The following is a 26,373-nucleotide window of genomic DNA, read 5'->3' as shown; positions in this document are numbered from 1 at the left end:
CTTTAAATTAAGCATAATATTGCTTAGGTTAGTGACTAACAATATTAGACAAAGCTGTCGATACAAGGATAACGGAATAAAACACATAAGGAATTAACGTGGAAAACAATCAAGAGCGCATCATTAAACAAGCCCTTTTCGCCGACAATCTAAGTCGATATTGGCTAACACCGCTGACAATCATACTGATATTGTCTATCGTGGGGATCCCGTTACTACTGCTGTGGCTGCCACTTGGTAGCTATTTTATCCAACGCTATATCAACAATATGAGCACTGAGCTCACCAGTAAAAAATTAGTCGTTCGCAAAGGTATTTTTACCCGTACAGAAAATACCGTCCCCCTAGACAAAATCACCGATATGGCGCTTATTCAGGGCCCACTGATGCGCTTTTTCAAACTGCACAAGCTCACTATTGAAACTGCAGGGCAGTCAGGAAATGGTGCCTTACTCAGTCTCACTGGCATTGTTGATGTCGAAGAGTTTAGAAGTTTAGTGCTTGAGCAAAAAGAAAAGCTTAACCAAGCTAAGCCAAACAACAATCAAGATGAAAATAATGATGCTAGTGTTATCAGTATTTTGCAGCAAATATCTGCTACGCTCGAACGTATTGAAGCCAATACTAACCATAATAAAAACGACTAACTCCAATCAATATGAATCAACAAAGTGTGACGCTCACTAACCAAAAAATGAATCTATCACGACTTTTTAGCGGCATAGGCCCTGGACTACTGATGGCTGCTGCCGCCATTGGCGCATCCCATTTAGTCGCATCAACCCGCGCAGGAGCCGAATTTGGCTGGCAACTTGCTTGGCTGATTTTGGCGGTAAATCTGGTCAAATACCCCTTTTTTGCCGCAGGCGCTCGTTATACTGCAGCAACCGGTGAAAACCTATTACAAGGCTATTTAAAGCAAGGACGTAAGTACTTAATCGTCTTCACTCTACTCAATAGTATTGCCGCGGTAGCAAGTACAGCTGGGGTAGCAATGCTGACCGCAGCCATGTTGACTCAATTTGTCGCATTACCCATCGATGTGCTGGCGCTACTCGTACTGCTATCAAGCGTGATTATTTTGATTCTGGGTCACTATGCTCTACTCGATAAAATCACTAAAGTGATCATGTTAGCACTCACGTTAACCACCTTAATCGCTGTTGCCCTTGCCTTTAATGCGCCAAGTTTTATGGATAGCGACATGGTCAGCAAGTCACCGTGGCAATGGGCTTATGTGGGCTTTTTAGTGGCGATGATGGGCTGGATGCCAGCACCAATTGAAGTCAGTGCGTGGAACTCACTCTGGTTGATTGAAAAGCAAAAGCTACAACCAATTAGTAAGCAGCAAGCCTTATTTGATTTTAACTTTGGTTACCTTATGACAGCACTGCTCGCTGTCGTATTCCTCGCCTTAGGCGCATTAGTGATGCATGGTAGTGGCGAGCAGTTTTCAGCCTCAGGTGTGAAATTTGCCAGTCAACTGATCAGTCTTTATAGCCAAGTGATGGGCAGTGAAACCCGCTACCTGATTGGCGCCGTTGCCTTTCTGTGTATATTCAGTACCACAGTCACCGTGATTGACGGTTATAGTCGCACCTTAAATATGGGCTGGCAGCTACTGACTAACCAAGTAGACAGCGAGCGAAGACTTAACCTCGTCATGCTAACAGTATCTATTTTAGGGCTGTCTATCATATTGTTTTTTAAAGGTGCTCTACTTCCATTGCTCGAATTTGTTATGATCCTCGCCTTTATGACAACAGTGGTATTTGCTTGGCTTAACTATAAGTTGATGATCAGCACAGCACTTTTACCAGCAGATAGGTATGGTAGCGCCATGCGAGCGCTCTCATGGTTTGGCTTAATTTATCTCATCAGCTTTGCCGCGCTCTTTATCTATTGGATGCTGACAAAATAACAACAACAACGGACACCTACACTTTTACATGCACTTTATAACAAAAACACTAATAGGCTCAGTGATTGCAGGCTGCTGCCTGTGGGCTGCTAACAAAGCCAGTGCTAACCGAGCGATAAATAACAATATTGCTCAGCAGCTGCCGACTATCATTACCCAAAGCCAGCGCCCTTTTAATGGGGTGATCATGGTAAAACAAGATAACCAAGCAGTATTTACCTATATTTCCGGTGATAACATTAGCAGTCGCACCAGTTTCTTAATTGGCTCATTATCAAAACAGATCACCGCCAGCCTGATTTTAAAAGCGGTCGATGAAGGACTTATCGATTTAAACAACAGCGTTAGCCACTACCTATTGAAAGACGGCAATAAACCACGTGCTTATGTTCCACCAAGCGTGACTGTGTCGCAATTACTTAGCCACACATCAGGCTTAGTCAACTTAGGTGAGCCACCGCAGTTCAAACCTGGCAGTCAATTTCAATACTCAAATTATGGTTATGCCTTGCTCGGCGACATACTGCAAGTGGTTTACCAGCAACCAATTGAGCAACTAGTTAACCAACTAGCAGAGCAATATGAACTCAACGGCTTATATGCACAAACTGGTGATATTAATAACATTAAAAGCGCTCATGCTGATTTCATCAATGGTAATCGCGAAACCTTTACCACTGATGCCAAAGGCCGCAGCACATCGCAATTAACGCCGGTAGAACTTAACATTGATCAGCCTATGATTGCCTTTGGCGGCATGGCGGCATCAGCTGACGCCTACAGCCGTTTTCAAGACACGCTTTATAACGGCAAACTGCTAAGCTCAAACAGTTTGGCACTAATGACAGCCCCCCAAGCAACACGTGAGCATAGATGGGGCGTATTAGAATATGGTTACGGCACCCAAATCAGTCGCGATGAGCAGCTAATAGAATACAGCCACAGTGGCTACATTCCCGGTTATGTCAGCCTAGCTGTGTACTACCCGCAAGCAAAAGTCAGCTTAGTGATCTTAGAAAACACCTCGTGGGATCTCAATAATATTCAACGCACCTTTGGCTTACATGATGATATTCGCCATAGCCTTCGTAGCAGACTTATCGCCCTTGAAAACCGCCGGTTGCAAAGCTTTATCAAGCTGGAGTTAACGCGGTTGAAAATGCGATGACCGCGAATAATACAGCCCTAAAAGCAGCACAGTAATCGCTCATTTACTGCTAACTTCTGTTATACTTGCGCCCGATGACCGCGCAGCCGCGCGGTCCGATAGTTAGAAGACATCAAATCTATGATTAACAATGATATTTTACGTAAAGTTCGTTATATCCTCGACTTAAGCAATGCAAAAATGATCCGCATTTTTGCTAAAACTAAGCACGAAGTGACCCAAGAGCAGATCATTAACATGCTTAAAAAAGAGCATGAAGAAGGTTATGCGCCGTTAAATGACAAAAACATGTGTCGCTTTTTAGACGGTTTAGTGATTTACAAGCGCGGCCTAAAGCCCGGTACAGAAGCACCTGAGCCAGTATCTCAGTTGACGAATAACCTTATCTTCAAAAAGCTAAGAGTCGCATTTGAACTACGTGAAGACGATATCATTGAAGCACTAGAGCTTGCTGACTTCAACATGAGCAAGTCAGAACTTGGCGCACTATTTAGAAAGCCGGGACACAAGCATTACAAACCGTGTGGCGACCAAGTATTACGTAACTTCTTGATGGGCTTATCAATCAAGCACCGTCCTGAAAACGCTAACTAATTCTGCTGAGAATGAGTGAAAGCGCGCGATAAACAAAGCACTGCCAATGGCGGTGCTTTTTTTAAAGAACCTAGAACCTTTTTCCCCAATCTCAAAAAAATCCACCGACAAAACACAACAAAAATCACACTTTGTGTTAGTCTTCCGTGATTAGCGTCATCTATCCCACAATAACAACGAAAAGGTTTCCAATGGACGATAACAAACGCCCCCTCTATCTTCCTTTTGCCGGTCCAGCCATTTTAGAAGCCCCTTTGATCAACAAAGGCAGTGCATTCACTGAAGAAGAAAGGATCTTCTTTAATCTTGAAGGCCTACTACCCCATGTTATTGAGACAATTGAAGAGCAAGCGTCACGCGCTTACGACCAATATAAAAACTTCAGCAACGATCTCGATAAACATATCTATCTACGTAATATTCAAGATACCAACGAGACCTTGTACTACCGCCTAGTACAAAATCATATTACCGAAATGATGCCGATCATCTATACCCCAACTGTCGGTATGGCTTGTGAGCGTTTCTCAAAAGATTATCGCCGTAATCGTGGCCTGTTTATCTCTTACGCCAATAAAGATCGCATCGACGACATTCTCAATAACTCAACCCGTCAAAAAGTAAAAATCATCGTAGTAACTGATGGTGAGCGCATCTTAGGTCTAGGTGACCAGGGGATCGGCGGCATGGGGATCCCAATTGGTAAGCTATCTTTGTACACCAGCTGTGGCGGTATTAGTCCAGCTTACACCCTGCCAATTACTTTAGACGTGGGTACCGATAACCCGCATTTATTAGAAGATCCTATGTATATGGGCATGCGTAGCCCACGTATTGGCGGTGAAGAATACACCGAATTTGTTGAAGCCTTTATGCAAGCTGTTAGTCGCCGCTGGCCAGATGCGCTAATTCAATTTGAAGATTTTGCGCAAAAGAACGCCATGCCGCTGCTTGAGCGTTATAAAGATCAATACTGCTGCTTTAACGATGACATTCAAGGTACAGCGGCCGTCACTGTTGGCTCGTTGCTTGCCGCTTGTAAAGCCGCGAAAACCAAACTAAGCGAACAGCGAATCACCTTCTTAGGTGCAGGTTCTGCAGGTTGCGGTATTGCCGAAGCTATCGTGGCGCAAATGGTGTCTGAAGGGATAAGCGAACAGCAAGCTCGCAAGCAAGTGTTTATGGTAGACCGCTGGGGTATGTTGCAATCAAACATGCCTAACTTGTTACCATTCCAGCAAAAGCTAGCACAAAACTGCGACGATATTGCGGGCTGGGACAACTTTAGCGACAACATCTCGCTACTTGATGTGGTTAATAACGCCAAACCAACGGTATTAATTGGTGTATCAGGCGCACCGGGTCTATTTACCGAAGAGATCATTAAAGCGATGCACAGCCATTGCAAGCGCCCTATAGTGTTCCCACTGTCAAACCCAACTAGCCGCGTTGAAGCCACACCAAAAGATATTCTACATTGGACTCAAGGCCAAGCACTTGTGGCAACCGGTAGCCCATTCGAGCCAGTTGTCGTTGACGATGTCACTTATGAAATCGCCCAGTGCAACAACAGCTATATCTTCCCAGGTATTGGCCTAGGTGTATTAGCTTCTGGCTCAAAGCGTGTTAGCGACGCTATGTTAATGGCATCAAGCCGTGCACTAGCAGAGTGTTCACCATTGGCGATAGACGGTGAAGGTTCACTATTGCCTAAGCTTGAAGACATCCATAAGGTCAGTAAGCATATTGCTTTTGCGGTAGCGAGAACGGCAATTGAAGAAGGTCACGCTCAGCCTATTAGCAATGAGCAGCTAACTTATGCAATTGACGATAACTTCTGGATGGCAGAGTATCGTCGGTATAAACGAACTTCGTTCTAGTTCTGAACGTTAGTATTCGCAACGTTCATTAGCGAAGTTGAAATCAAAAGCAGTCATATTTGGCTGCTTTTTTGTTTTTAGGTTTTGGGATTATCTGATAGTTGGTTTGCAGTCAGGCTTTGCCTGACTTTTAAGTTAGACTTCGTCTAACAACTAAAGTCGTGAGCTTCCAGCTCACACACGGGCAAGAGGGGAACAACAGCTTTCCCCTCTTGCATCACCCCAGCCGCCCCGACGAAGTTGTCACCCTCGTACTTATTCGAAATAATCTAACGCTTCCGATGGGGCATCCTGCCCCGCGAAAGCTATGCCCACATCCGTGTGGGCATCACGGTTATTTCTTCAACGTACTTCGGCAACTTCGATGGGAAATAGGTGTTATCTGTAAGTGTCGTAGCTTACTTTTGCCCCAAAATCATTTTCACAGATAAAAGTGACTAGTAGCACTAGCTCAATCTATTGCTAGTAGAAAACCTAATATGAAAGCTAATGCATAGTCTCACCTTTACACTAGCTGTACATATAAACAGTTATAATGAGCATTGTGAATTTACAGCATTATTTTGGTGTAAGAAGGAAAGCGATTTAAAGTTAACAACTACTAAGTAACTGTTTAAAAACATTTCTTCCCAATAGTTAAATCAAATCACGTCACAAATAAGTAAATTCTGGTTTTTACCATCAGAAAAGTCAGTAAAATCGCAGAAAGGTGTTTTTTAAGGTATTGATTTTAAATGCATTTAGCGTTAGATTGTTCGCATAAGATTAACTAGGCTGACTGTTCTTATTCGGAATTCAGCCTAATATACTGTTATAACTCACGGGAGATTACGTGCTAGTTTGGGACGAAACGGATGTACTGGCTGTTCTTGAGGTTGAGCCAGAAGTGGAAGCCGATGGAATTTGGCACAAATACACCGTAAGCAAAGGAAGCATCACGCTCGCCCTAACCATCTATCAATATGATGGCGATGTCCGGTTTGAGCTATTTAGCGAAGAAAGTGAGCGCGCCTTATTCTCAATGCAGCTAATCGATTGTGCTGGTGTAGCAAGAAAATATGAGCGGTCTCAAGAATATCTAGAGTTTGCCCCCGCACAGTGTTTTGGTACAAGTAGATATGACGGGGAATCATCAATTCCATATGGTGTCCGGATTTCTGTAAAGCCAAGTATCAATGTGTCACTGTATGGGTAAGGTTATAACAAACAAAGGCAGCCGACGCATAAATGCGCGGCTGCTTTGAGCGTTAACCATACAAAGGAAGTATCGTGTCAGACTCAAAGAAAGAAAAAACACAACACGAAAAAGTTCTAGAACTAAAAGCAAGAAAAGCAAATAACGAAAAGTCTATTGAACTGTTTCGCTTTCGATGGTGGATTTTTGCACTTGCAACAGTTTTAGGTGCGTGTGCATTGTATTACGAGATAGTCGTAAAAGGAGAGACTAAACTAACCTTTGTTGAAGCTATTCCTCCTATTGTTTTAGGAGCCGCTGGCGGTGCTGTTATCTATGCTCTTTTTGTTGGTTATATTACCTTAATATTTAGCATGATAAACAACAAGCTAGACATCCAGCTAGCTAAGGAAGGTGCCGAAGAGTTACAGGAGCAAATCGAAGAAAACTTCTTTACTAAGCTGGTACAAATCAACTTTAAGTATATTGATCAGTACTACCTTCAAACGCAAGAGCAAGCAAACAAGAGCTTTAGATTGAGCATGTTTGCCTGTTTGGCTGGGTTATTAATTATTGTTGTAGGTATAGTCATGATGTTCCGTGGGCAAACTGATCCCGCTTATGTGACAACGGCTACCGGACTCCTTAGTGAGTTTATCGCTGCTGTGTTTTTCTACCTCTACAACAAAACAATCGTCAAGATGAGTGAGTATCATCAGAAGTTAGTCATTACACAAAATATAAGCCTTGCTTTGAAAATTGCTGAGGAACTTCCACAAGATGAACGTACTGAATCACAAAAAGAGCTTATTAAACAACTGACTACAAACGTCAATGAATATTTGAGTTTAGGGTCTAGTATGGTTAACAAGTCAAGTAAGGCGGACGCTGAAAGCGCCGCTTCTTGAAGCGTTACCGCATACCTGATTGTCATAGCTTTCCTAAGGCCAAGAGTATTTTCAGAGCTTAAGCTCGAACCAGTTTCTGTCCATTAATGAGCTAGGACTTTAACCATTACTCCATATGCCAAAGAATGTGCTTGTCTAACCTAGTGTAGATGCGGCTGTGACCGTCCATGTTCTGGTGAGAGATAACGAAGTTATCAAGCTCTCGAACGAGAGGCAGGATGCCGAACTGGCTTTTTAGCATGGATGCTATTCGTCATGGTCGAGCTTCCATGGCCAATTCAGTTCCATACTGAATTTGGCATTTCCTCCATCCATGGAGGTCAGATGGACTTGCTACGTGTCACGGCAGTATCTGCACATACGCTGGCCGCAGGCCATTTGAACCACAGTTGCTGGCAGATACTCTCCACCTTAAGAGCTCCCCCTTCCGAAGAAAATATAGAAAATTAGCTTATCTACACCCAAAATAAAAAGGCTACGGGGAAACTCCCATAGCCTTTTGAAATAGCCTTTTTAATTAAACTTTTTGCAGAAGCTAAACCAAACTACTTGCCTTCAATCACAGCCTTGATGCTATTAAGCATCGAACGGTCAGTTCGTGCTTTCTTCAATTTACGCACACTTTCTTTCAGTGATGCATCTGACAGACGAGTGAAAATACCGTTGTACTCTTTCTCAGCTATCTCATCTTCAGTATCTGCCATTTCAGCAATATCTTGTGCCACGCGGCTTAACTGAAACCATGCGTTAGCAATGTAAAATCCATGAAAATCTTCTTTTGGCAAAAGCGCTTTCGCACTAGCAGGCAATGCATCCCAACCTGAGTTGAATTTAAGGTCGGTATCTTCAATTAGCTCATTACAAAGGTTTGCATAAGCTTCAAATAAGTTCTCAGGAATTTGATCCATTGGCATAACCGTGTTGCACACATTAAGTGCCACTTGCTCGGCGCGCGCTTTGTAAGCTTGAGTTACTTCTGTCATCTTTATCTCTCTCAACATTAGCGCTGGGTATAGCACTCTTTGGGCGCTATTTTAACCTCGCTTTCGTCGCATTACGACTAAAACTCACCACAGCAAAAAACATGCATACTAGTTAACAGACTTAATTACACTAGAGCTAATCTACCCTCGCTAAAAAACGAGTAAAGCGACTTCAGATTGTCTATACACAAAAAGGTTTTTAAAATACTCTTTTAATCAATAAAATTAACACCTTAAAAATCAATATAATTTATACGATTTGGTGTATGCTTGCGTTTAGTAATTTATGACTGCAGTTTTTAGAGTCTACTCAATGGCCAAATTCAATCCGTTTATTAAGCTAATCACTTTACTCATCACGCTATCATTTAGCTCTGTTAGCAATGCGACTTTAAGTAATAATGCTGAGGCCGATGCCCTATTTACTCGCATTGATAATGGCGAAGCCGTGTATGACAATGAGTTGTATCTCAACTTACTCAACCAGATTGAGCCACTAATCGCTAAAAATGATGTAAATAGACAGCTCAGATTAGCGCGTGCTCGCTGCTGGTCACATAATATTTTTGAGCCAGGACAAATTGCTAAAGCACTCGATTTTGCAAAGCATGCGCTCACTCATCCACAGCTCTCTAGTTACCCAAACCATAAGCTGGGTTTAGAGTTATGCCAAACTTGGTATGCCGAACGTGATGGTGATGTTGAGTCAGCACTAAATGGTTACAACAACATACTGCGCAAAGCTTATGCGCTAGAAGATCTACGCTTAGTAGCCGATAGCCGAGCGATGCGTGGTTATCTGCATTCATTTCAAGGTAACTTTAGCCAAGCGTTAGAAGATCTCATTAGTGCACAATCCCTATACGACAATCTCGACCTACCTATTTTTGTTGAAATAAACCTTTATGAAATCGCTAAAGCCTATCGTCGTTTTGGTGATCAAAAGAGTGCGATTCGTTACTTTAGAAAACTAGAACAGATAAAGCGTAAAAATAACAATTTTGACTCGGCCAACACCATGCTTGCTTCAATAGCGATTGCCGAAGAAGAATTAGGTAATTTACACAAATCTAAAGCTCTATTTGAACAAAGCTACCAATACTGGCAGAAGAAAGGCGATGACAGTTTAAAAGCGACTGTGGCAGTAAATATCGCAGGTACCTTGATTAAACTGGGCGAATTCAAACAAGCCAAAAAATACTTAGCAGAAGCCGAGCCGATTATTTTAGAAAATGATCCAGGTTTTTATAGTTACATGCACCTGTTCTATGCCCAAATATACCTAGCAGAAAAACAATTAGAGCAAGCCCACAACAGCGTAGCACTGTCACGCGCCGCATTTTCAAGTCTAAAAAATGCCAGCGGCTTGGCGCAATTACTGCAAATTGAAACCCAAATTTTCCGTGAACAAGGATTATGGCAGCGAGCATTTAACAGTCAAAGTGCTTATATCGAGATCCACAACCAGCTCGATGACAAGTTATTATCTAGCTATACCACTGAAATGCGTACCCGTTTTAATACTGAACAGATTGAAAATGAGAACCGCCACCTAATTGAAAATCAACAACTGAGAGAGCTTGAGCTAACAATGCTTGAGCAAAACAAATTACAACAAGGAATAATTATTGCGCTTGGTGGCTTATTAATCGTCATTATTTCGCTATTTGCCTATAAACAGTCGCAAAAGAACAAGTTGCTATCGGCACTTGCACTCACTGACGACTTAACTCAACTCCCTAATCGTCGCTATATCTATAACAAGGCTCAACGTTGTTTTGAAGAAGCCCTTATCTACGAAAGGCCGCTGTCATTTATCGCTTTTGACGCCGACTATTTCAAACGAGTAAACGATACCTATGGTCATGAAGTCGGCGACAATACATTAAAGTTCTTAGCAGACTCTTGCCGAGCAGTACTCGGAACAAAATACATTGCAGCCCGTGTTGGCGGTGAAGAGTTTTTAGTTGTGCTTCCAAATACCGACAAAGCACAAGCCATTAACGTTGCCGAAGAGTTAGTTCAGCGCATCCGCAATGCTAACTTTAGTAGCTTTCCCGAAGGTTTTTCAATCACCATCAGCGCCGGAGTCTCCAGTATAGAGGTAACCGACAATAAACTGTTACCTCTACTAAAAAGAGCTGATGACGCGCTTTATAACGCAAAACATCAAGGTCGTGATCAAGTAAAAAGTCTATAATCAAGCGCTGCCAAGCAGCGCTTTTAACAACTAAATAGAGCAAAAGGCTTGGTAAAAAACACCAATAACATGCATTTTTTCAGCATGTTTCATGCATAAATCATTACACAAGTGTATATTGCGTTGTTAAAAGCTATCCTTTTAAAGAAAAGATAGTGTATGCTTAGTTATGAATATCAACGACTTCATAACCGTTAATCAATGCAAAAGCCATTATTTTTAGCAAAGGTTTTCTTCATCGCTAGCTTGCTGTTAACCAGCAACTTAAGCTTTGCTGACGCTGAAAATAACCAAAAAGCAGACGCTATTTTTAAAGCCATTGATAATGGCATTGCTATTAACGATCACCAGCAGTACCTAAGCTACATTAATGAGTTGGATTCGTTAATTGCACCTAATGATGCATGGCGTCAACTGCGTAAAGATCGCGCTCGCTGCTGGTCATTCGATATCTATAAAGAGGGTCAAGTCGCTGTCGCGCTAGCTTTTGCAGAAAAGGCGTTAACCAATCCATTATTAGCACAATATCCAAGTCACAAACTTGATTTAATGCTATGTAAGACTTGGTATGTAGAACAAAGTGGTGACGTTGATGCTGCACTAAAAGGCTACAATAAAGCGATAAATGATGCCTACATATTAGAGGATCTGCGTCTTGTAGCCGATGCCCGTAGTATGCGCGGCTACCTTCACTCTTATCAAGGCAACTTTACCCACGCACTTGAAGATTTAATCACAGCGCAATCCATGTACCAAAACCTTAACCTTCCTGCTTGGGAAGAGTTAAATCTGTATGAAATTGCTAATGCTTATCGGCGCTTAGGCGATCAAACCAGTGCCATTCGATACTTTAAACAGCTGCACCGCAGCAAAATTGCTAGCCAAAACTTTGATGTCGCCAATACCATCTCGGTTTCTATTGCCATCGCCGAAGAAGAACTAGGCCAATTAGATCGCGCCAAAGCACGCTTTAATGAGGCTTATCTCTACTGGGGCGAGAAAGGTGAGCATATGGCGCAAGCAACTGTCGCAGTAAATATGGCTGGTACCTTAATTAAGTTAGCTGAGTTTAAACAGGCGCAACGCTATATTGATAGTGCAGTGGAGTATATTTCGCCTTCAGATGAAGGCTTTTATGCCTTTTTACACTTATTTCAGGCGCAAATTTACCTCAACGAAAACAAATTAGAAGCTGCTCATACTAGCGTAGAAAAGGCCAGAAGCGCCTTTATGCGGGTTAAAAACATAACAGGGTTAGCGCAGTTACAACAATTAGAAAGTGATATTTTTGTCAAACAAAATGACTGGCAACAAGCCTATCAATCGCTTAACGAATACGTAAATCTGCATAATGAGCTCGACAAAAAACTGTTATCGACTCATACAACAGAGATGCGGACTCGTTTCAACGCCGACCAAATTGAGCAAGAAAACAAGCACCTTATTGAAAACCAGCAACTCAGAGATATTGAGCTGGCGATGTTAGAGCAAAACAAGCTGCAACAGTGGATCATTATTTTACTTGGCGGTTTAATTTTACTGATCATTTCAATTTTTGCTTATAAGCAAAACCAAAAGAATAAGTTGTTATCAACACTGGCTTTAACCGATGACTTAACCCAACTGCCAAACCGGCGTTATATTTACGACAAAGCAGAACAGCTCACTGAGCAAGCAAAAAATACACAAACCCCATTTAGTGTTATCAGCTTTGACGCCGATAACTTCAAAGCGATAAATGATAATTTCGGCCATGAAGTTGGCGATCTTGCCCTTAAACTCTTAGCCAAAACTTGCCGAAATGTACTTAGCTCAGAGCAAGAAGCTGCGCGTGTAGGTGGAGAAGAGTTTTTGATCATCTTACCTAATACCGACAAAGCTCAAGCCTACAAACTTGCCCGAACATTAGTGCAACAGGTAAGTAATACTGATTTTAAAAGCTTTCCACCAGGGTTTACGCTAACCATTAGTGCTGGTGTTGCGGGCTTAAAAACTGACGATAACTTAGCCAGCTTACTTAAACAGGCTGATCATGCCCTTTACCAAGCCAAGGCCAATGGTCGTAATCAAGCGCAAATGAGTTAATCACGTATACCTATTACCAATCAGTATAAGAAGTTGATCTACTCAGAGCGTTTTTGGCAAACTAATTCAAGGCGAATAACTGAAATAATGGTTGTTCCCTTGTGAAGTTATTCAACGCAGAAGTAGGCAGCCAAAAACGCCCAGAATGGCGAGCAAATCTTTATACTGATTGGTATAACTGCTATCATTAGCGGTTAATCTAAGCCGCTAATTTATCTATGTCAGACTCATCTTCACACCTTGCTCCACTTACCAGCTTAACAGCCAGCCAACTTGGCGAATTAGCCCTGAAAATTAAATCTTGGGGCCAAGAGCTAGGCTTTGCACAAGTGGGTATTTGCGATACCGATCTCAGCGATGAAGAACCTAAACTGCAGCAGTGGTTAGATAAGGGATATCATGGTGAAATGAGCTATATGGCAAATCATGGCATGATGCGCGCTCGACCTCAGGAGTTACATCCGGGCACGCTACGGGTGATCTCAGCTCGAATGAACTACCTGCCGCCACAAGCTGGCTTTGCAATGAATCTCAACGATCCTAACCTTGGCTACATCTCTCGCTACGCCGGTGGACGCGATTACCATAAACTGATGCGTAATCGCCTGAAGAAGCTTGGCGATAAAATTGAAGCAGAACTCGCGCTCTTAGGGATCTGCAAGCCAAATTCACGCCCTTTCGTTGATTCAGCACCGATCCTCGAACGTCCTCTTGCCGATAAAGCTGGCCTTGGTTGGACTGGAAAACACAGTTTGCTACTCAATCAAGATGTGGGTAGCTGGTTCTTTCTCGGGGAGCTACTCATCGATCTGCCATTGCCGGTAGATATCCCTGTCGCAGAGGGCTGTAATACCTGCGTTGCCTGTATAAAATCTTGCCCAACCAATGCGATTGTTGAGCCCTACATAGTTGATGGTAGCCGCTGTATCTCTTATCTCACTATTGAGCTACAAGGGGCGATCCCCGTTGAGTTTAGGCAAGCAATAGGCAATCGTATATATGGCTGCGATGACTGCCAATTGGTATGCCCTGTTAATAGTAAGGCGCCCTTAACTGAAGAGAGTGACTTCCATACGCGAGCGCAACTCAAACAACCGCAATTGCTCGAACTATTTGCTTGGAGTGAAACGGAATTTTTAAAGCTAACTGAAGGTAGTCCTATTCGCCGTATTGGTCATGCCCGCTGGCTTAGAAACATTGCTGTCGCGCTAGGTAATGCACCTTATAACGAAGCGATTATCCAGGCGCTAGTTGCGCGCAAGCAATCTGACGAAGTGGATATCATGGTGCTTGAACATATCGACTGGGCGCTGTCTCAACAGCATGATAAACAAACAAGCAATGAACACGGTCTGCCCCAAGATGTTAGCCGTAAAACTCAGCGGGTGATCCGCAGCGTTGAGAAAGGCATGCCACGCGACGCTTAGTTAATCATATGGGGGCAAATTGCCCCCATTTATAAGCCCTACGCTTTAGGATCAAGCGTGAAACCAACTTTAATCGTTACCTGCCAATGCGCCACCATGCCCTCTTCTAAGTGCCCACGAGTTTCAACAACCTGAAACCAACGTAAGTGCTTTAGCGATTCATTGGCGGTAGCAATGGCATTTTTTATCGCTTCGTCTGAACTAATTGGCGACGATCCTGTTAGTTCGATGATCTTATAGGTATGACTCATAGTGACTCCAACAGTGTGCAAATAATGATGTTAATCAGTATAGAACAACATCTGTTTTAGTCAGGTTTAGTCCATGCATTTTAGTCAGTATTACGCCAGCAACATTCGCCACCACATACCAGGCAAGCTGGTAAAACCACTGGTGTAATAGCTCAGCTGACCATCTTTAATCACCATAAGCGTGGGTGTCACTTGCACCGACCATTGCTTAGCTATTTCACCATGAGGATCGTTAATTACCGCAAACTCATAGTCTTTGTGTTTTAAATAGCGCTGCAGTTTTTCATAAACTCCTGATGTCATCGCCACGCTTACCACTGGATAGCTATCAGCAAGTATGTTGACCGAAGGGCTAACAAAACTACACACCGGACACCAAGTTCCCCAAAAATACAACAATACCGGCTGCTCATGACTCATAGCCAATAGATCTATTTGTTCGCCCTGCAGCGTTGTTGCTTGAATATTAGGTAAGTTGGTTTTAGGTATGTCGCGACCACGCCATATATCTAACGCGGCAGAAAATAGCGTTAATAGCAGCAACATCAATAGCAGTTGTTTTAACCAACCAAGTAACTTTTTAGCGAAAGGTTGCCGCTGGTGCTTTTCAGCCTGCGGCTGGGAATTATTTTTTGCCATTTTGCGCCTCTAATGCCAGTTCAACCTGCTGCTTTAATTGCTCAAACGGCACAAGACCAGCGATTATTTGATCACCAATCACCATGCTTGGTGTGCCGCCAATACGCAGCGTTCGCATTAGATCTAAGTTATCAGACACAGCGTCAGCAACTCTGCTATCAGTGTTATTGAGCCATTGAGTGGTGCCTGTCATACTCGCCACTTTAGCAATCGCTTGGCTATCTAACCTGCGTGGCGCAGACATTAAGGTATCTTTTACCTTCAAGTATTTCTCAGGTTCATTGAGCCAAACCGTTTGAGCAAAGTCTACCGCATCGACTGCACTTTGCCCTTGCAGAGGCACCATTTTGATAATGATTTTAAGCTGTGGAAACGCTGCCATTAATTTATCTAATTCAGGTTCTAACTGTTTACAATAAGGGCAGTTAAAATCGGTAAAATACACCATAGTGATGTCGCCGTTTTCTGCGCCTTTCCACGGATCAGTTGGCGTGGCAAATAATGCTTGTTGATTGGCGGCGATAATTTGCTCAACCCCAGCTTGCTGTTGCATCATCTCGCGAGTTTGTAGAGCAATAAACGCTTCTTTTAGCAACTCTGGATCGTTAATTAGCATCTCTTTGACTATCGCTTTAACCTCTTGCTGCTGTGCTGCTGACAAGCTCGCATCGTTAGCGCTAACAAACTGACTTGTGGCTAACTGACTACCGAGAAAGCCTATGGCGGTTAGGCTAAGTAATCCGATAAAGGTCAAAGCCGTCTTCTTGCTAAAACCGGTTAATTTGGCAGTTATTAATTCATTTTTGTTTATTGATTTTTTCATTTGGTTTGTCATAAAAGTCTCACTCGAGCCGCTATTGCCACTCAAAAAGTAGGGTAGCAGCCCTGTTTAAACTCAAGGCTGCAATAGATATGCGATAAGGCGTCTAAGCCGTACAGCCACTGTTAGAACTTAGCCGATGCGGTATTAATCGCATTAATGACATCAGTGCTTGATAAGATCACTGGCAGCTCTATGCCATCGGGCGCGCTCGGGCCATACACCACATTAAATGGCACCCCAAATCGATTATGGCTTTGCAGATAGTCGGTAATCGGCTTCGATGGTTTAGTCCAATCCCCTACCATCAATACCATCTCATCGGCTTTAAGCTGGCTATAAACCGGATCTTGCAGGATCACCCCAACCTTGTTGGCTTTACAGGTAATACACCAGTCAGCAGTTACATCGACAAATACGGTTTTACCCGCAGCGACTTGCTTGGCTATCTCAGGCTCATTAAGCGTTTGCCAATCAAGATCGGTAGGCAGCGGCTGCGCCCATCTATCAGAAGTTGCAAACGCAGCAATAGCAAAAGCAGCAATACCAATACTGATGCTGGCAATTACTGCAGCTTTACCCTGTATTTTGGCCATAACAACTAAAAATACTAAGATTAAAGCAGCTGCAGTAGCCCACAAAAAGCTAGCCGCAACAAAGTTAGTTAGCAGGCTGATAAGCCACAAACTGGTTAATAACAGCAAGCCTGAGAACACGATTTTGACCACGTTCATCCAGCGACCCGGTTTCGGGAAGTAACTCGCTATTTGCGGAAATGCAGCAACTAACAACCAAGGCAACGCCATACCTAACGCCAGTGCGCTAAAAATAACAAATAAGCTCAATACGTCGGCACCGAGTGCAAAGGCAACAGCTGTGCCCAGGAAAGGCGCGCTACACGGAGTCGCCAATAAGGTAGCAAACATACCTTGTAAAAAATGACCTTTGTGATCATTACCGCCTGTCGTTGCCAGCTTAGTTTGCAGGCTTGATGGCAAATTAATTTCAAATGCCCCCAGCATATTTAGGGCAAACACAGAGGTCACCACAGCCATAAAACCGATAAACCAAGGGTTTTGGAACTGCACGCCCCAGCCTATCGCTTGGCCGGTAAATTTAAGCACTAGAATAAAGCCGGCTAAGATCCAAAACGAAACTAAAATCCCCAAAGCTGAAGCGATAAATTGTTTACGGATTTGGCTTTTCTGTAGGTTTGGCGCTGCTATCACAGAGCTAAGTTTCATGCCAAGGACAGGCAATACACATGGCATTACGTTAAGAATTAAACCGCCGAGTAGCGCTACCAGCAAGATCTGTAGTAAAGATGAAGCGCTAGCTTGTACTGTGGTTGCTGTCACGTCGGCGCGATACTCTGCAGATTTATCATGGCCAATAACAGTAAGGTTAAGTGATTTACCAATTAACTCTGGATCGCCCAACCAGCTTGATGCATCAAACACTACGCGCAATTTATTAGCCGCGGAATCTGTTTCAAAACGCTCAAAACGCACAAACTTAAATGTGGTATCTGGCTCGCCATCAATAATGAATTTAGGCATTACCCAGCCATTACCATCCATCTCAATTTGTAGCTGTTTAGCCGCTGCGTCCCAGCCAATATCCAGGCTCGCATTCGTGCTTTTTTGCGGCACTAAGGATTGCGCTTTATTGTAGGCAAACATCGCATCGACATCGCCCGTCATGGTGTCAGGATTAATATCGAGGTTAATTTCATAGTCTGTTAATACGCACACATTGGTGCAAGACGACAGCGTAAACTTCCCCTGCAAATGGGTCGGTTTATTGGCATCATCCACTTTAACTGAGATCGGGAATGTCGCTTGATTGTGATAACCAAACGTTTGTAAGCCAAGTAACGAAAACTGCTCAGGTGCAGGCCATTGCCAGTCCACTTCCTCAAGGTTAGTTGAGCCGCTCCAGTCGATACTAGGCGCAATACCGCCCTCACCAGGGCTACGCCAATAAGTTTTCCAGTCACCATCAAGTTGCACCTCTAATACGCCAGGCAAGGTGTTGGTTGCTTCATCTAACTCACCAGTAAGCATAAATTTAACTTTCACTGGTGGGTGATTTGGGTTCTCTAGCCATCCGGTTGATTGAGCGATAGCTATTGCACTATTACTAATTGCTAATAAGGCTAACAAAATCAAAAATATTGATTTAAGAAACTTCAATTGACTCTCCTACACACTGAAAATAGTGAACATTTAATTGATATTTTGTCATCGCGCTATGCTCCATAATCACTTTATAAACCGCCCCGTAAACTTCTCCTTTGAAGCTTGAATTAATGCGTAGTATCCAGGTACAAAAAATGAGCCTATAAGCAATACACTCAATAAGCCGCCAACAAGGGTTAAACCAATATTTTGTAATCCCACCGCGCCAGCACCTGTTGCAAAAAGTAATGGAGCGATACCTAAAATAAACGACCATGACGTCATATTTACCGCCCTAAACCGAGCTCTGCCACCTTCCGCTGCTGCCTCTATAATTGACGCGCCAGCTTCGCGTTTAAGCTTTGAAAATTCAACAATGAGAATCGCGTTTTTGGCCGCCATCGCAATCAATAAAACCAAACCTATCTGAGCATATAAACTTAAAGACAGTCCGCCCAATCTAAGCGCTAACATTCCCCCAAAGATTGCCGTCGGCACCACGAGAATAATCGCAAAAGGTAAAGTCCAACTTTCATATTGAGCAACGAGCAATAAGTAAATAAATATCAATGCTAAACCAAAGGCGTATATCGCCATATTCCCAGCCAGTCGCTCTTGATAAGACAAACCACTCCACTCGTAGGTATATCCTTGTGGGAGCACCTCTGCAGCCACTCTTTCCATAGCTTGCATAGCATCCCCGGTTGAAAAGCCTGAACTTGCTTGACCTTGGATAATTGCGCCACTGTACTTGTTGTAACGCCAAATAATATCCGGCGCTAACATGGGGCTAATCGACACCAGAGTACTCAATGGGATCATCTCTCCACTTACACTACGCACCTGATAGCGAGCAATATCCTTAATTGATTCTCTAAATGCACCATCTGCTTGTAAGGTCACCTTAAAAGACTTGCCGAACTGCGAAAAATCATTGATATAGAGCGATCCTAAGTTGACTTGCAAGGTAAGGAATAACTCCGACAATGGCACGCCTAATTGTTTCGCTTTTAGTCTATCGATGTCTAAATAGTAGTGAGGTACATTGGCTCTAAAAGCGCTAAATACGCCACTGAGTTCCTCTTGCGCATTAGCCTGTTTTATTAATGTTTGCATAACCTTATCTAGCTCGGCTTTATCACGGCCTAAGGTATCTTGAAGCGCAAACTCAAATCCAGTTCCAGAGCCTATACCGGGTATCGTTGGTGGGCCATAGCTAATGATTTTAGCCTCTGGCAAATCATGTTTTGCCCACTCTGCAACTCGAGCAATAATGTCATCAACACCATGATCTCCATCCATCTTTGCCCTTTCATCCCAATGGGCTAAGCTGACAAACAAACTCGCTGCATTGGACTGCATCGAACCAGACAAGCCTGAGTAGCCCGATGACGATGCAATATTTCGCACCCCAGGCTCGGATTTTAGAAAGGTTTCTACCTTATTAATCACAGCTTCAGTGCGGCTCAAGCTTGCGCCATCGGGTAGTATTGCATTAACAAAAAAGATCCCTTTATCTTCTTTGGGGACAAAGCTGGTCGAACTCGATTGACCTAAGTAACCCAAAGCGAGCAATGCTGCAAAAGACAAAGCAATTAACAGCGCCCCCTTACGGATAAAAATCAGCGTAATTCGGCTATATTTTGCTGTAACGTGCTCAAAGAAACGATTAAAAGCGAGATACCATTTGGGGTAATGTTGTGCACCGGGTTTAAGTAGCAATGAACATAAAACAGGGCTTAATGTAAGCGCCACTATCGCAGACAATATCAATGAAAAAATTAATGTCATCGCAAACTGTTGATACATAATTCCAGTTACACCAGGCAGTAGAGTGACCGGAATAAAAACCGCTAATAGCACCAATGTCGAAGTGATTATTGGTCCAGTAACTTGTTGCATCGCCTTTTCAATCGCGGCTTTACCCGTTAGTTTAGGATAATTGACTAAGTTAACTTCAACATTTTCAATCACCAAAATCGCATTATCGACCACAATGCCTATCGCGAGTATTAACCCAAATAAGGTCACGGTATTAATACCAAAACCAGCGACTAACATGAAAGCAAAGCTACCAACAATTGAAATTGGAATCGCAATCAAGGGGACTAATGTCGCCCTTATGGATCCTAAAAAGAGATAAGTGACTAATACAACCAAAGTTACGGCGAACACTAAAGTCCATAACATGCCCTTTATCGACTCCGTCACAAACAATGTGGTATCAACTTGAGTGTTATAAATCATCCCTTCAGGCATTAACGCTTCCATTTCTTTTAATGCTGATTTTACCGCATCGGCAACTTCAATCGCGTTAGCACCTGGGAGCGTGGTAACTTGGATCTGTGCTGACGGCTTACCATCACTAATCCCTGCCCCTACATAATCTTCTTGGCCTAATGCCACTTCAGCAACATCTTTAAGGTAAACAGTTTGCCCAGTAACATTAGCGCGTAAGATAACGTTTTCAAACTCTTCAACAGTTGATAAACGCCCCTGAGTCAGTAATGAATACTGTAACTCGATAGGCGCATTATTCGGCCTTGCCCCAACGCTCCCAAGTGGCGCTTGAATATTTTGCTCAAGCAGTGCTTGTTGTACATCAGCCGCCGTAATATTAAGGTGAGCCATCTTGTCTGGGTTAAGCCATAAACGCATACTCAAGAATCGGTTACCGTATAGTATTGACTCCGAAATACCTTTAATTCGAGTCAATTTATCGGTTACTTGTAAAGCAACAAAGCTCGATAACACCTGCTCACTTATCTGACCATCGGTAGATGTAAAGTCGATCATGATAAGAATATCGGGTGAATACTTTTTTACACTTAAACCATTCGCTAACACATCGCTAGGTAACAAAGGCTCGGCGAGTGCAAGGCGATTTTGCAGATTAACTTGAGCGATATTAGGGTCGGTGCCCACTTCAAAAGTAACCGATAAACGATAAGAGCCATCATTACTGCTTTTTGAACTCATATAGATCATATCTTCAACGCCGTTAATGGCGTCTTCAATCGGCCTAGCAATCGTCTCTTCAACCACTTCAGCACTGGCACCGCGCATTGATGCCGTCACTTGCACTTGCGGTGGAGTGATCACCGGAAACTGCGACACAGCTAGGTTAGGGATAGCAATAATCCCAGCTAAAGTAATAATCAAGCTCAGTACTATCGCAAATTTTGGTCTATCTAAAAAAAACTGACTTATCATTTGCTTGCCACCGTTATCAGGGGCAAATAACTATCAGCTAACGACTCCTTTACCTTGGTTCCTACTGTGACTTTTTGTAAGCCATGGGTTATCACTCTCTCGCCAAGAGCAACGCCACTGTTGACAATAATGTGAGACTTAACTTGCTCACTAACAACAATATCTCGGCGCTCCACCGTATCATTCGCGCCAATAACAAAAATATAAAAACCTGATAAGTCTTGCTGCAACGCGCGTTGCGGGATCAATAGTACCGGCTCGCTTTGGCTATCAGTCACAGTCAATTCGACATATTGACCGGGTAGTAACTTCCCCTGTTTATTATCAAACTCTGCTCGTACCGCAACCGTGCCAGACGCGCGATCAACTCGGTTACCGATATAGCTTATCTTGCCCGTCTCAGAGAAATGATCACCCGTAATAAACTGTAAACTCACCAAAGGTAAGTCTGCATTTGCGGCCTTTATTTTATTTCTCGCTTGCCAAAAACGGGTTTCACTGACTTGAAAGCTGACGTCCATTGGCGATACGCTAACTAAATCAGCCAGCGCAGGACTAGTTGGTGATACTAATTCCCCCAGCGCAGACTTACTGTTACTTATTTTTCCTGAAAATGGCGCACGTATTTGCGTAAAGCCAAGCTCTGCCTGAGCAAGCTTGATTTGTGACTTTGCGGATTTAACCTCCGCTAAAGCAAGTAACTGCTCCGCGAGTAAACGATCGACTTCAGCTTTACTAATGGATGCTTGAGGCAATAATGATAAACCTCTTTTATAGTCCAACTTAGCAACATGCAAATTGGCTTCTGCACTCGCGAGCAATGACTTTGCATGAGATAACTTTGCTTGATAACGAGTATCATCAAGGGAGAACAAAAGCTGCCCCTGAGTAACAAGCTCACCTTCTTGAAAGTGTTTATCAACTAAATAACCACTGACTTGCGCCTTTAAGCCCACATCTTCTTTTGCAATCACCCGTGCCTTTATTTGAAACTGATGTTGATGTTGATGCTCAAGAACACTTGTCGCCTTCACCTCAATAGCGAGACTGTCAACACTCCCACGATCCTTTAATAGCTCTGTATCTGTGCTTTCGGCAGCGTTCAGCGCGACTGCAACCATAGGCGTTACAACAGTGGCTGTTAGCAACATTTTATTTAAATTCAAATCTACCTCTTCTCTCGCCAAGAGCGAGCTTGCATACGTGCTTTTTCAAAAGCAACTCAATGTATGCATTAACCAATTATTGGGTTAGATACGCTGTAAAACAGCATATAGAGAGGGCTATCGCCAAAACAAGAATGTAAAACTCAGACAGGATTAGCTAACAAAATTCAATGTAAAACATCAATATTTAGCGACTAATATGTCTATCTGAATACCATTCCGGCTATAAGTGAAACTAAAGCTTAGTGGTCCAAAATTGCCCCCCAAAAGCCTTAACCCTCTTTAACAGAAGAAAGGTTTTATTCTTGAAAACGGCACAAAGAAAGGTGTATTCGTCGGGGGTTGGGTAGTACAGGAATATCAATCAGTCGCTGTAATAAACGCGATGACGGGGGGAGAAAAGGACAGATAAACAGCAACGCCAATAATGGCATTACAGGAAGCTCATCAATGCAAACTCTTAATGATTTTTCAGATAATTCGCACTGCTTAACTTTAGCGTCTTGGGCAACATTTACATCACTCAAAACGGCAAAACTGGCACTATCATTTACGCTAATTTCAGCACTCTTTGCTGAAATTATTTGAGAAAAAGCACTAAATACACCGCTATTTTGCGCTAAGCACAAAAGGACCAACATAGTAAAAACTATCATGGACCAGTGTTTAGTTGCTTTTGTTAGTCGCAAATAAGAGATAATTAACTCCGCTATTCTTGTGAATATTCGTTAAATAATGCATTCAGCTAAGGCGTACTAAGCATAAGACCGGACTTTTACAAAAATAGTTCATCACTCAGTAAAACTTTTAAACTGACAGCTTAAAAAACACACAGATAAATTATTAAAAATGTTAAACCCTTCGGTGTATTTATGCCTGCCACAATGAAGATGACAGACACAATCCTTGTGCAATTTCAGTTAATTTAGCTTGCTGTTGTTCGCCCTTCCAGTACTGCTTAACACTGCAGCCGAATAGATGAAAATAAGACTTCATAAAAAAACACTAAACCTTGATTGAATATTGTATACCACTTCATGTTAAGATGAACAAAATTCAGAGTTAGTACCCATCTGAATGACATATAACAAAAACAGATCGCTGGGCGTCTGGACGTCTAGAAGTTTATTGTGTTAGCCTAAGGATTCGCAATCTAAACGAATTCAAGCGCAACATGAGCGGATTTCATGTGAGGATATAATGATAGAGCTTAGACATTTACGTACCTTAGTTGCCCTAAAAGAAAGCGGCAGCCTCGCTGGGGCTGCTAAGAAACGCTTCGTCACTCAGTCGGCATTGTCGCATCAAATTAAAGAGTTAGAGACTCGAATCAACTCCGCAATCTTTGTGCGCAAAAGTAAGCCGCTTTCATTTACTCAAGAAGGTGCCCGCCTACTAAATTTGGCAGAAGATATTTTGCCGAAAGTAATTGAAACTGAGTTTGACTTAAAAAAAGGATTAGAAGACGGCGATAATCATTTAGGCGTTGGTATCGAATGTCATAGCTGTTTTCGTTGGTTAATGCCGGTCATCGAGCAATTCCGTCAGCAATATCCACAAGCGGATCTCGACTTATCAAGCCGCCACCTTTTCGACTCACTCAATGCACTAGAGCAAGGTGAGTTAGATGTGGTATTGACCTCAGATCCCGTGCCCGGTCAAGAAATTGCTTATCAACACCTGTTCGATTTCGAAGTGAGATTGGTGGTTGCTAGTGATCACCCGCTGGCAGATCAACCATTCGTTACCCCGCAACAATTAGCGGAGTTACCTATCCTCAGCTATCCAGTATCACTTGAACGTTTAGATATTTACCGTCACTTCTTAGAGCCTGCCGGTGTCAAAGCTGGCCCGCAAGTGACCTGTGATTTAACCATGATGCTATTGCAGCGCATCGCTTGTAAAGACGGTATTGCCGCACTGCCTAATTGGTCAATTAGCGAGGCCCATGGACTCAGCTTAACTAGCATAAGACTAGGCAAAGAAGGTTTGAAACGCCCATTATTTGGCGCATATCGTCGTAACGGTGCCAATGCTCGTTTAGCACAACACTGGTTAGAGTTAGTTGCAGCAGAGGGATTAGCTAAGCAGAAAATTAACTAGCTTAACTATTGAAAACTAAAAAGCCTGCAAATGCAGGCTTTTTAGTCAGACGCTCATATCGGCTTAAGTAACAAGCCTCTTTTAGCCAGCACGCGTTTAAGTACTAAGCCTGGAGAATCTGCATTGTTGGTAGAGCGCAAGTTATGGGCAATCATAAACTCTGTTTGCAGCTCATCATCTAAACCTAATGAAGCAAATGCCTCTAATGTTAAGATCTGTTGTTGTCCTTCAATAACGGCTTTAAGTGCACTTATAGGATAAGATTCACCGCCTTCAGAGTTCAAATAAGCGAACGCCGTTAACGCAATGATTTCACCAAACACACTGAACAGAGCAAGTGTTTGTACTTCATCAGGGTTAATTTTAACATTATCTAATTGATACAACTGATCAACAGCATCAATTGCGATTGCTTCGTTTAATGACCAATAACCTTGCACTAGCTTTTTATATGGTTCTTGCAACTCATCTAAACGCTCTTTCAAATAAAAAGTAAACGCATAACGATAAATGTTTACTTGCCCTAAGCGTACAAGTGCATCTTTAAGGGAACGGTTTTTTGAAGCTTCTGGTGCTGCATGATCTGCGCTATTACTGCGCCAAAGCAAATGGGCCGATAAAGCAGGATCTGAAGAAACAATATCAATAACATTGCGAATATCACCATCCGCAATAATGGCTTTTTTCAACGGGATAAGGATCCCCCTACGCCCAATTACCTGCTCTTCATTGCTGATAATGGCGCGTACTTGAGTAAATACTTGCTGCTCAAGATCTGTCATTCGAAACGTTAAACCCTATTATTTTAATTAAATATATGCATTAATTTTCATGTAAATTAACCCATAATATGCCCGCATAGGTCAAGCCATAAACGCCAATAACTTAGTAAGTTTCAACTGTTTTATGTATATAAATTTTTCTAAGCTGACTAAATCTAACTTTCACGCCACACAAGATAGCGTAAAGCGCAATAATAAGCTTGAGATAAATTGAAGATACTCACAGATTTAAAGCGACATAAAGTATTGTTAAATTTAATTATTCAGTAATTATCACCTGCAAAATAGCATTAGCTAGAGCTAAATAACCTTGATCGTTTAAATGGATCATATCTGACTTCATCGCTGACGTTTTCAATAGGTTACTTAATGTATCTTCCAGCAAAACCAACTGATAATCTTTTGCTAACTCGGCATATATTGGCGAAGGTGATAAAAATAGACTTTTTTGCGGCACCGCAATTAATAATACTGGCACTTGATGTAATTGCGCCATCTCGATCATGCTTGCCAAATTGGCTTTAGTGGCGTCAACTGATTGGTTTCTTAAAAAGTCATTACCACCTTCAAGTAAGATGAGTAAGTCGGGAGAATGTAAACTCAATAATTTATCTAAACGAGCAGCGCCTTGTGTAGTAGTCTCACCCGATACGCCAGCATTAATCACCTCAAAGCCACTCAAATTAGCGAGCTGACTAGGGTAGTCTTGTCCTTTAGAGGCGCCAACACCATAAGTTAAACTATCACCAAAAGCGAGGATCCGTGCATTATCGGTTAGTGGTGGAATCGTTGGCTTAGAGCATGCTGTCACTAACAGCAATAACACCAAAACAAAAAAATGACCCAGTTGTTTGCGCATTTAGCATGCCTTTTGAATCG

Annotated in this window: 22 protein-coding genes; 11 read left to right on the top strand and 11 right to left on the bottom strand. The window is 42.7% G+C overall.

Annotation, left to right across the window (positions count from 1 at the left end; translation table 11 throughout):
* Nucleotides 1–98 precede the first annotated feature (98 nt).
* The 7 genes from L884_RS0104570 (at nucleotide 99) to L884_RS0104540 (ending at nucleotide 7,645) form a co-directional block, all read left to right on the top strand.
* Entirely contained in the window at nucleotides 99–647 is a 549-nt protein-coding gene (locus tag L884_RS0104570) for a PH domain-containing protein (RefSeq protein WP_028766379.1), read from the top strand.
* A gap of 47 nt (nucleotides 648–694) precedes the next feature.
* Nucleotides 695–1,921, top strand: a complete 1,227-nt coding sequence (locus L884_RS0104565; RefSeq protein WP_237162702.1) for an Nramp family divalent metal transporter — start codon at nucleotides 695–697, stop codon at nucleotides 1,919–1,921.
* A gap of 28 nt (nucleotides 1,922–1,949) precedes the next feature.
* Nucleotides 1,950–3,089, top strand: a complete 1,140-nt coding sequence (locus L884_RS21755) for a serine hydrolase domain-containing protein (RefSeq protein WP_245603064.1) — start codon at nucleotides 1,950–1,952, stop codon at nucleotides 3,087–3,089.
* Between the two features lie 120 nt (nucleotides 3,090–3,209).
* Nucleotides 3,210–3,683, top strand: a complete 474-nt coding sequence (locus L884_RS0104555) for a YehS family protein (RefSeq protein ID WP_028766377.1) — start codon at nucleotides 3,210–3,212, stop codon at nucleotides 3,681–3,683.
* Between the two features lie 191 nt (nucleotides 3,684–3,874).
* A complete protein-coding gene (locus L884_RS0104550; protein WP_028766376.1) occupies nucleotides 3,875–5,563 on the top strand; it encodes an NAD-dependent malic enzyme in 1,689 nt (562 codons plus the stop codon).
* Between the two features lie 832 nt (nucleotides 5,564–6,395).
* A complete protein-coding gene (locus tag L884_RS0104545) occupies nucleotides 6,396–6,758 on the top strand; it encodes a hypothetical protein (RefSeq protein ID WP_028766375.1) in 363 nt (120 codons plus the stop codon).
* Between the two features lie 74 nt (nucleotides 6,759–6,832).
* Nucleotides 6,833–7,645 (top strand): TRADD-N-associated membrane domain-containing protein, encoded by an 813-nt coding sequence (locus L884_RS0104540; protein ID WP_028766374.1) that lies wholly within the window; start codon nucleotides 6,833–6,835, stop codon nucleotides 7,643–7,645.
* A 545-nt stretch (nucleotides 7,646–8,190) separates the two neighbouring features.
* Here L884_RS0104540 and L884_RS0104535 read toward each other — a convergent pair.
* Nucleotides 8,191–8,628, bottom strand: coding sequence for a DUF3069 domain-containing protein (locus L884_RS0104535; protein ID WP_028766373.1), 438 nt, complete (start codon nucleotides 8,626–8,628; stop codon nucleotides 8,191–8,193).
* A 313-nt stretch (nucleotides 8,629–8,941) separates the two neighbouring features.
* Here L884_RS0104535 and L884_RS0104530 point away from each other — a divergent pair, with 313 nt between their 5' ends.
* The 3 genes from L884_RS0104530 to queG all read left to right on the top strand — a co-directional run bounded on the left by L884_RS0104530 (nucleotide 8,942) and on the right by queG (nucleotide 14,340).
* Nucleotides 8,942–10,828 carry a tetratricopeptide repeat-containing diguanylate cyclase gene (locus L884_RS0104530; protein ID WP_028766372.1) on the top strand — a complete coding sequence of 629 codons (1,887 nt, stop codon included), beginning with the start codon at nucleotides 8,942–8,944 and terminating at the stop codon, nucleotides 10,826–10,828.
* 201 nt (nucleotides 10,829–11,029) lie between these two features.
* Nucleotides 11,030–12,913, top strand: a complete 1,884-nt coding sequence (locus L884_RS0104525; RefSeq protein ID WP_028766371.1) for a GGDEF domain-containing protein — start codon at nucleotides 11,030–11,032, stop codon at nucleotides 12,911–12,913.
* A 218-nt stretch (nucleotides 12,914–13,131) separates the two neighbouring features.
* On the top strand, nucleotides 13,132–14,340 hold the full coding sequence (queG, locus tag L884_RS0104520) for a tRNA epoxyqueuosine(34) reductase QueG (RefSeq protein ID WP_028766370.1): 1,209 nt from the start codon (nucleotides 13,132–13,134) through the stop codon (nucleotides 14,338–14,340).
* A 38-nt stretch (nucleotides 14,341–14,378) separates the two neighbouring features.
* Here the strand turns inward: queG and L884_RS0104515 are convergent, their stop codons facing one another.
* From L884_RS0104515 to L884_RS23375, 8 genes are all read right to left on the bottom strand, one after another.
* On the bottom strand, nucleotides 14,379–14,591 hold the full coding sequence (locus tag L884_RS0104515) for a dodecin (protein WP_028766369.1): 213 nt from the start codon (nucleotides 14,589–14,591) through the stop codon (nucleotides 14,379–14,381).
* 90 nt (nucleotides 14,592–14,681) lie between these two features.
* Nucleotides 14,682–15,230 carry a protein disulfide oxidoreductase gene (locus tag L884_RS0104510; protein WP_028766368.1) on the bottom strand — a complete coding sequence of 183 codons (549 nt, stop codon included), beginning with the start codon at nucleotides 15,228–15,230 and terminating at the stop codon, nucleotides 14,682–14,684.
* Nucleotides 15,217–16,053, bottom strand: a complete 837-nt coding sequence (locus L884_RS0104505; RefSeq protein WP_084221400.1) for a DsbA family protein — start codon at nucleotides 16,051–16,053, stop codon at nucleotides 15,217–15,219. Before L884_RS0104505 ends, L884_RS0104510 begins: the two co-directional genes overlap by 14 nt.
* A 122-nt stretch (nucleotides 16,054–16,175) precedes the next feature.
* Nucleotides 16,176–18,245 carry a protein-disulfide reductase DsbD family protein gene (locus L884_RS0104500; RefSeq protein ID WP_028766366.1) on the bottom strand — a complete coding sequence of 690 codons (2,070 nt, stop codon included), beginning with the start codon at nucleotides 18,243–18,245 and terminating at the stop codon, nucleotides 16,176–16,178.
* A 69-nt stretch (nucleotides 18,246–18,314) separates the two neighbouring features.
* Complete coding sequence (locus L884_RS0104495) at nucleotides 18,315–21,443, bottom strand: efflux RND transporter permease subunit (RefSeq protein WP_028766365.1); 3,129 nt, start codon at nucleotides 21,441–21,443, stop codon at nucleotides 18,315–18,317.
* Nucleotides 21,440–22,609, bottom strand: a complete 1,170-nt coding sequence (locus tag L884_RS21750) for an efflux RND transporter periplasmic adaptor subunit (protein ID WP_156925649.1) — start codon at nucleotides 22,607–22,609, stop codon at nucleotides 21,440–21,442. Before L884_RS21750 ends, L884_RS0104495 begins: the two co-directional genes overlap by 4 nt.
* A 299-nt stretch (nucleotides 22,610–22,908) precedes the next feature.
* The gene (locus L884_RS22775) at nucleotides 22,909–23,250 is read right to left on the bottom strand and encodes a hypothetical protein (protein ID WP_245603063.1); all 342 of its coding nucleotides are present in this window, start codon (nucleotides 23,248–23,250) and stop codon (nucleotides 22,909–22,911) included.
* A gap of 229 nt (nucleotides 23,251–23,479) precedes the next feature.
* Nucleotides 23,480–23,605 (bottom strand): hypothetical protein, encoded by a 126-nt coding sequence (locus L884_RS23375; protein ID WP_281171824.1) that lies wholly within the window; start codon nucleotides 23,603–23,605, stop codon nucleotides 23,480–23,482.
* A gap of 204 nt (nucleotides 23,606–23,809) precedes the next feature.
* Between L884_RS23375 and L884_RS0104480 the strand changes: the two genes are divergently transcribed.
* Nucleotides 23,810–24,712: a LysR family transcriptional regulator gene (locus L884_RS0104480; protein ID WP_028766364.1), complete on the top strand. Its 903-nt coding sequence runs from the start codon at nucleotides 23,810–23,812 to the stop codon at nucleotides 24,710–24,712.
* Between the two features lie 53 nt (nucleotides 24,713–24,765).
* Here L884_RS0104480 and L884_RS0104475 read toward each other — a convergent pair whose 3' ends face one another.
* Both L884_RS0104475 and L884_RS0104470 read right to left on the bottom strand, forming a co-directional pair.
* On the bottom strand, nucleotides 24,766–25,494 hold the full coding sequence (locus tag L884_RS0104475; RefSeq protein WP_028766363.1) for an HDOD domain-containing protein: 729 nt from the start codon (nucleotides 25,492–25,494) through the stop codon (nucleotides 24,766–24,768).
* Between the two features lie 259 nt (nucleotides 25,495–25,753).
* A complete protein-coding gene (locus L884_RS0104470) occupies nucleotides 25,754–26,353 on the bottom strand; it encodes an arylesterase (protein WP_028766362.1) in 600 nt (199 codons plus the stop codon).
* Nucleotides 26,354–26,373: the final 20 nt, after the last annotated feature.

Source organism: Shewanella fidelis ATCC BAA-318, from assembly GCF_000518605.1.
In the GTDB taxonomy this organism is placed as follows: domain Bacteria; phylum Pseudomonadota; class Gammaproteobacteria; order Enterobacterales; family Shewanellaceae; genus Shewanella; species Shewanella fidelis.
This window is presented reverse-complemented; position numbering and strand designations above follow the sequence as displayed.

What these genes read in the sequence shown, in the direction of transcription:
- L884_RS0104510 (WP_028766368.1), bottom strand. Translation starts at nt 15,230, where the DNA reads ATGGCAAAAAATAATTCCCAGCCGCAGGCTGAAAAGCACCAGCGGCAA.
- L884_RS0104480 (WP_028766364.1), top strand. Translation starts at nt 23,810, where the DNA reads ATGATAGAGCTTAGACATTTACGTACCTTAGTTGCCCTAAAAGAAAGC.
- L884_RS0104470 (WP_028766362.1), bottom strand. Translation starts at nt 26,353, where the DNA reads ATGCGCAAACAACTGGGTCATTTTTTTGTTTTGGTGTTATTGCTGTTA.
- L884_RS0104555 (WP_028766377.1), top strand. Translation starts at nt 3,210, where the DNA reads ATGATTAACAATGATATTTTACGTAAAGTTCGTTATATCCTCGACTTA.
- L884_RS0104550 (WP_028766376.1), top strand. Translation starts at nt 3,875, where the DNA reads ATGGACGATAACAAACGCCCCCTCTATCTTCCTTTTGCCGGTCCAGCC.
- L884_RS0104505 (WP_084221400.1), bottom strand. Translation starts at nt 16,053, where the DNA reads ATGAAAAAATCAATAAACAAAAATGAATTAATAACTGCCAAATTAACC.
- L884_RS0104475 (WP_028766363.1), bottom strand. Translation starts at nt 25,494, where the DNA reads ATGACAGATCTTGAGCAGCAAGTATTTACTCAAGTACGCGCCATTATC.
- queG (WP_028766370.1), top strand. Translation starts at nt 13,132, where the DNA reads ATGTCAGACTCATCTTCACACCTTGCTCCACTTACCAGCTTAACAGCC.
- L884_RS0104530 (WP_028766372.1), top strand. Translation starts at nt 8,942, where the DNA reads ATGGCCAAATTCAATCCGTTTATTAAGCTAATCACTTTACTCATCACG.
- L884_RS22775 (WP_245603063.1), bottom strand. Translation starts at nt 23,250, where the DNA reads ATGTTGGTCCTTTTGTGCTTAGCGCAAAATAGCGGTGTATTTAGTGCT.
- L884_RS0104525 (WP_028766371.1), top strand. Translation starts at nt 11,030, where the DNA reads ATGCAAAAGCCATTATTTTTAGCAAAGGTTTTCTTCATCGCTAGCTTG.
- L884_RS0104565 (WP_237162702.1), top strand. Translation starts at nt 695, where the DNA reads ATGAATCTATCACGACTTTTTAGCGGCATAGGCCCTGGACTACTGATG.
- L884_RS23375 (WP_281171824.1), bottom strand. Translation starts at nt 23,605, where the DNA reads ATGAAGTCTTATTTTCATCTATTCGGCTGCAGTGTTAAGCAGTACTGG.
- L884_RS0104535 (WP_028766373.1), bottom strand. Translation starts at nt 8,628, where the DNA reads ATGACAGAAGTAACTCAAGCTTACAAAGCGCGCGCCGAGCAAGTGGCA.
- L884_RS21755 (WP_245603064.1), top strand. Translation starts at nt 1,950, where the DNA reads ATGCACTTTATAACAAAAACACTAATAGGCTCAGTGATTGCAGGCTGC.
- L884_RS0104515 (WP_028766369.1), bottom strand. Translation starts at nt 14,591, where the DNA reads ATGAGTCATACCTATAAGATCATCGAACTAACAGGATCGTCGCCAATT.
- L884_RS0104495 (WP_028766365.1), bottom strand. Translation starts at nt 21,443, where the DNA reads ATGATAAGTCAGTTTTTTTTAGATAGACCAAAATTTGCGATAGTACTG.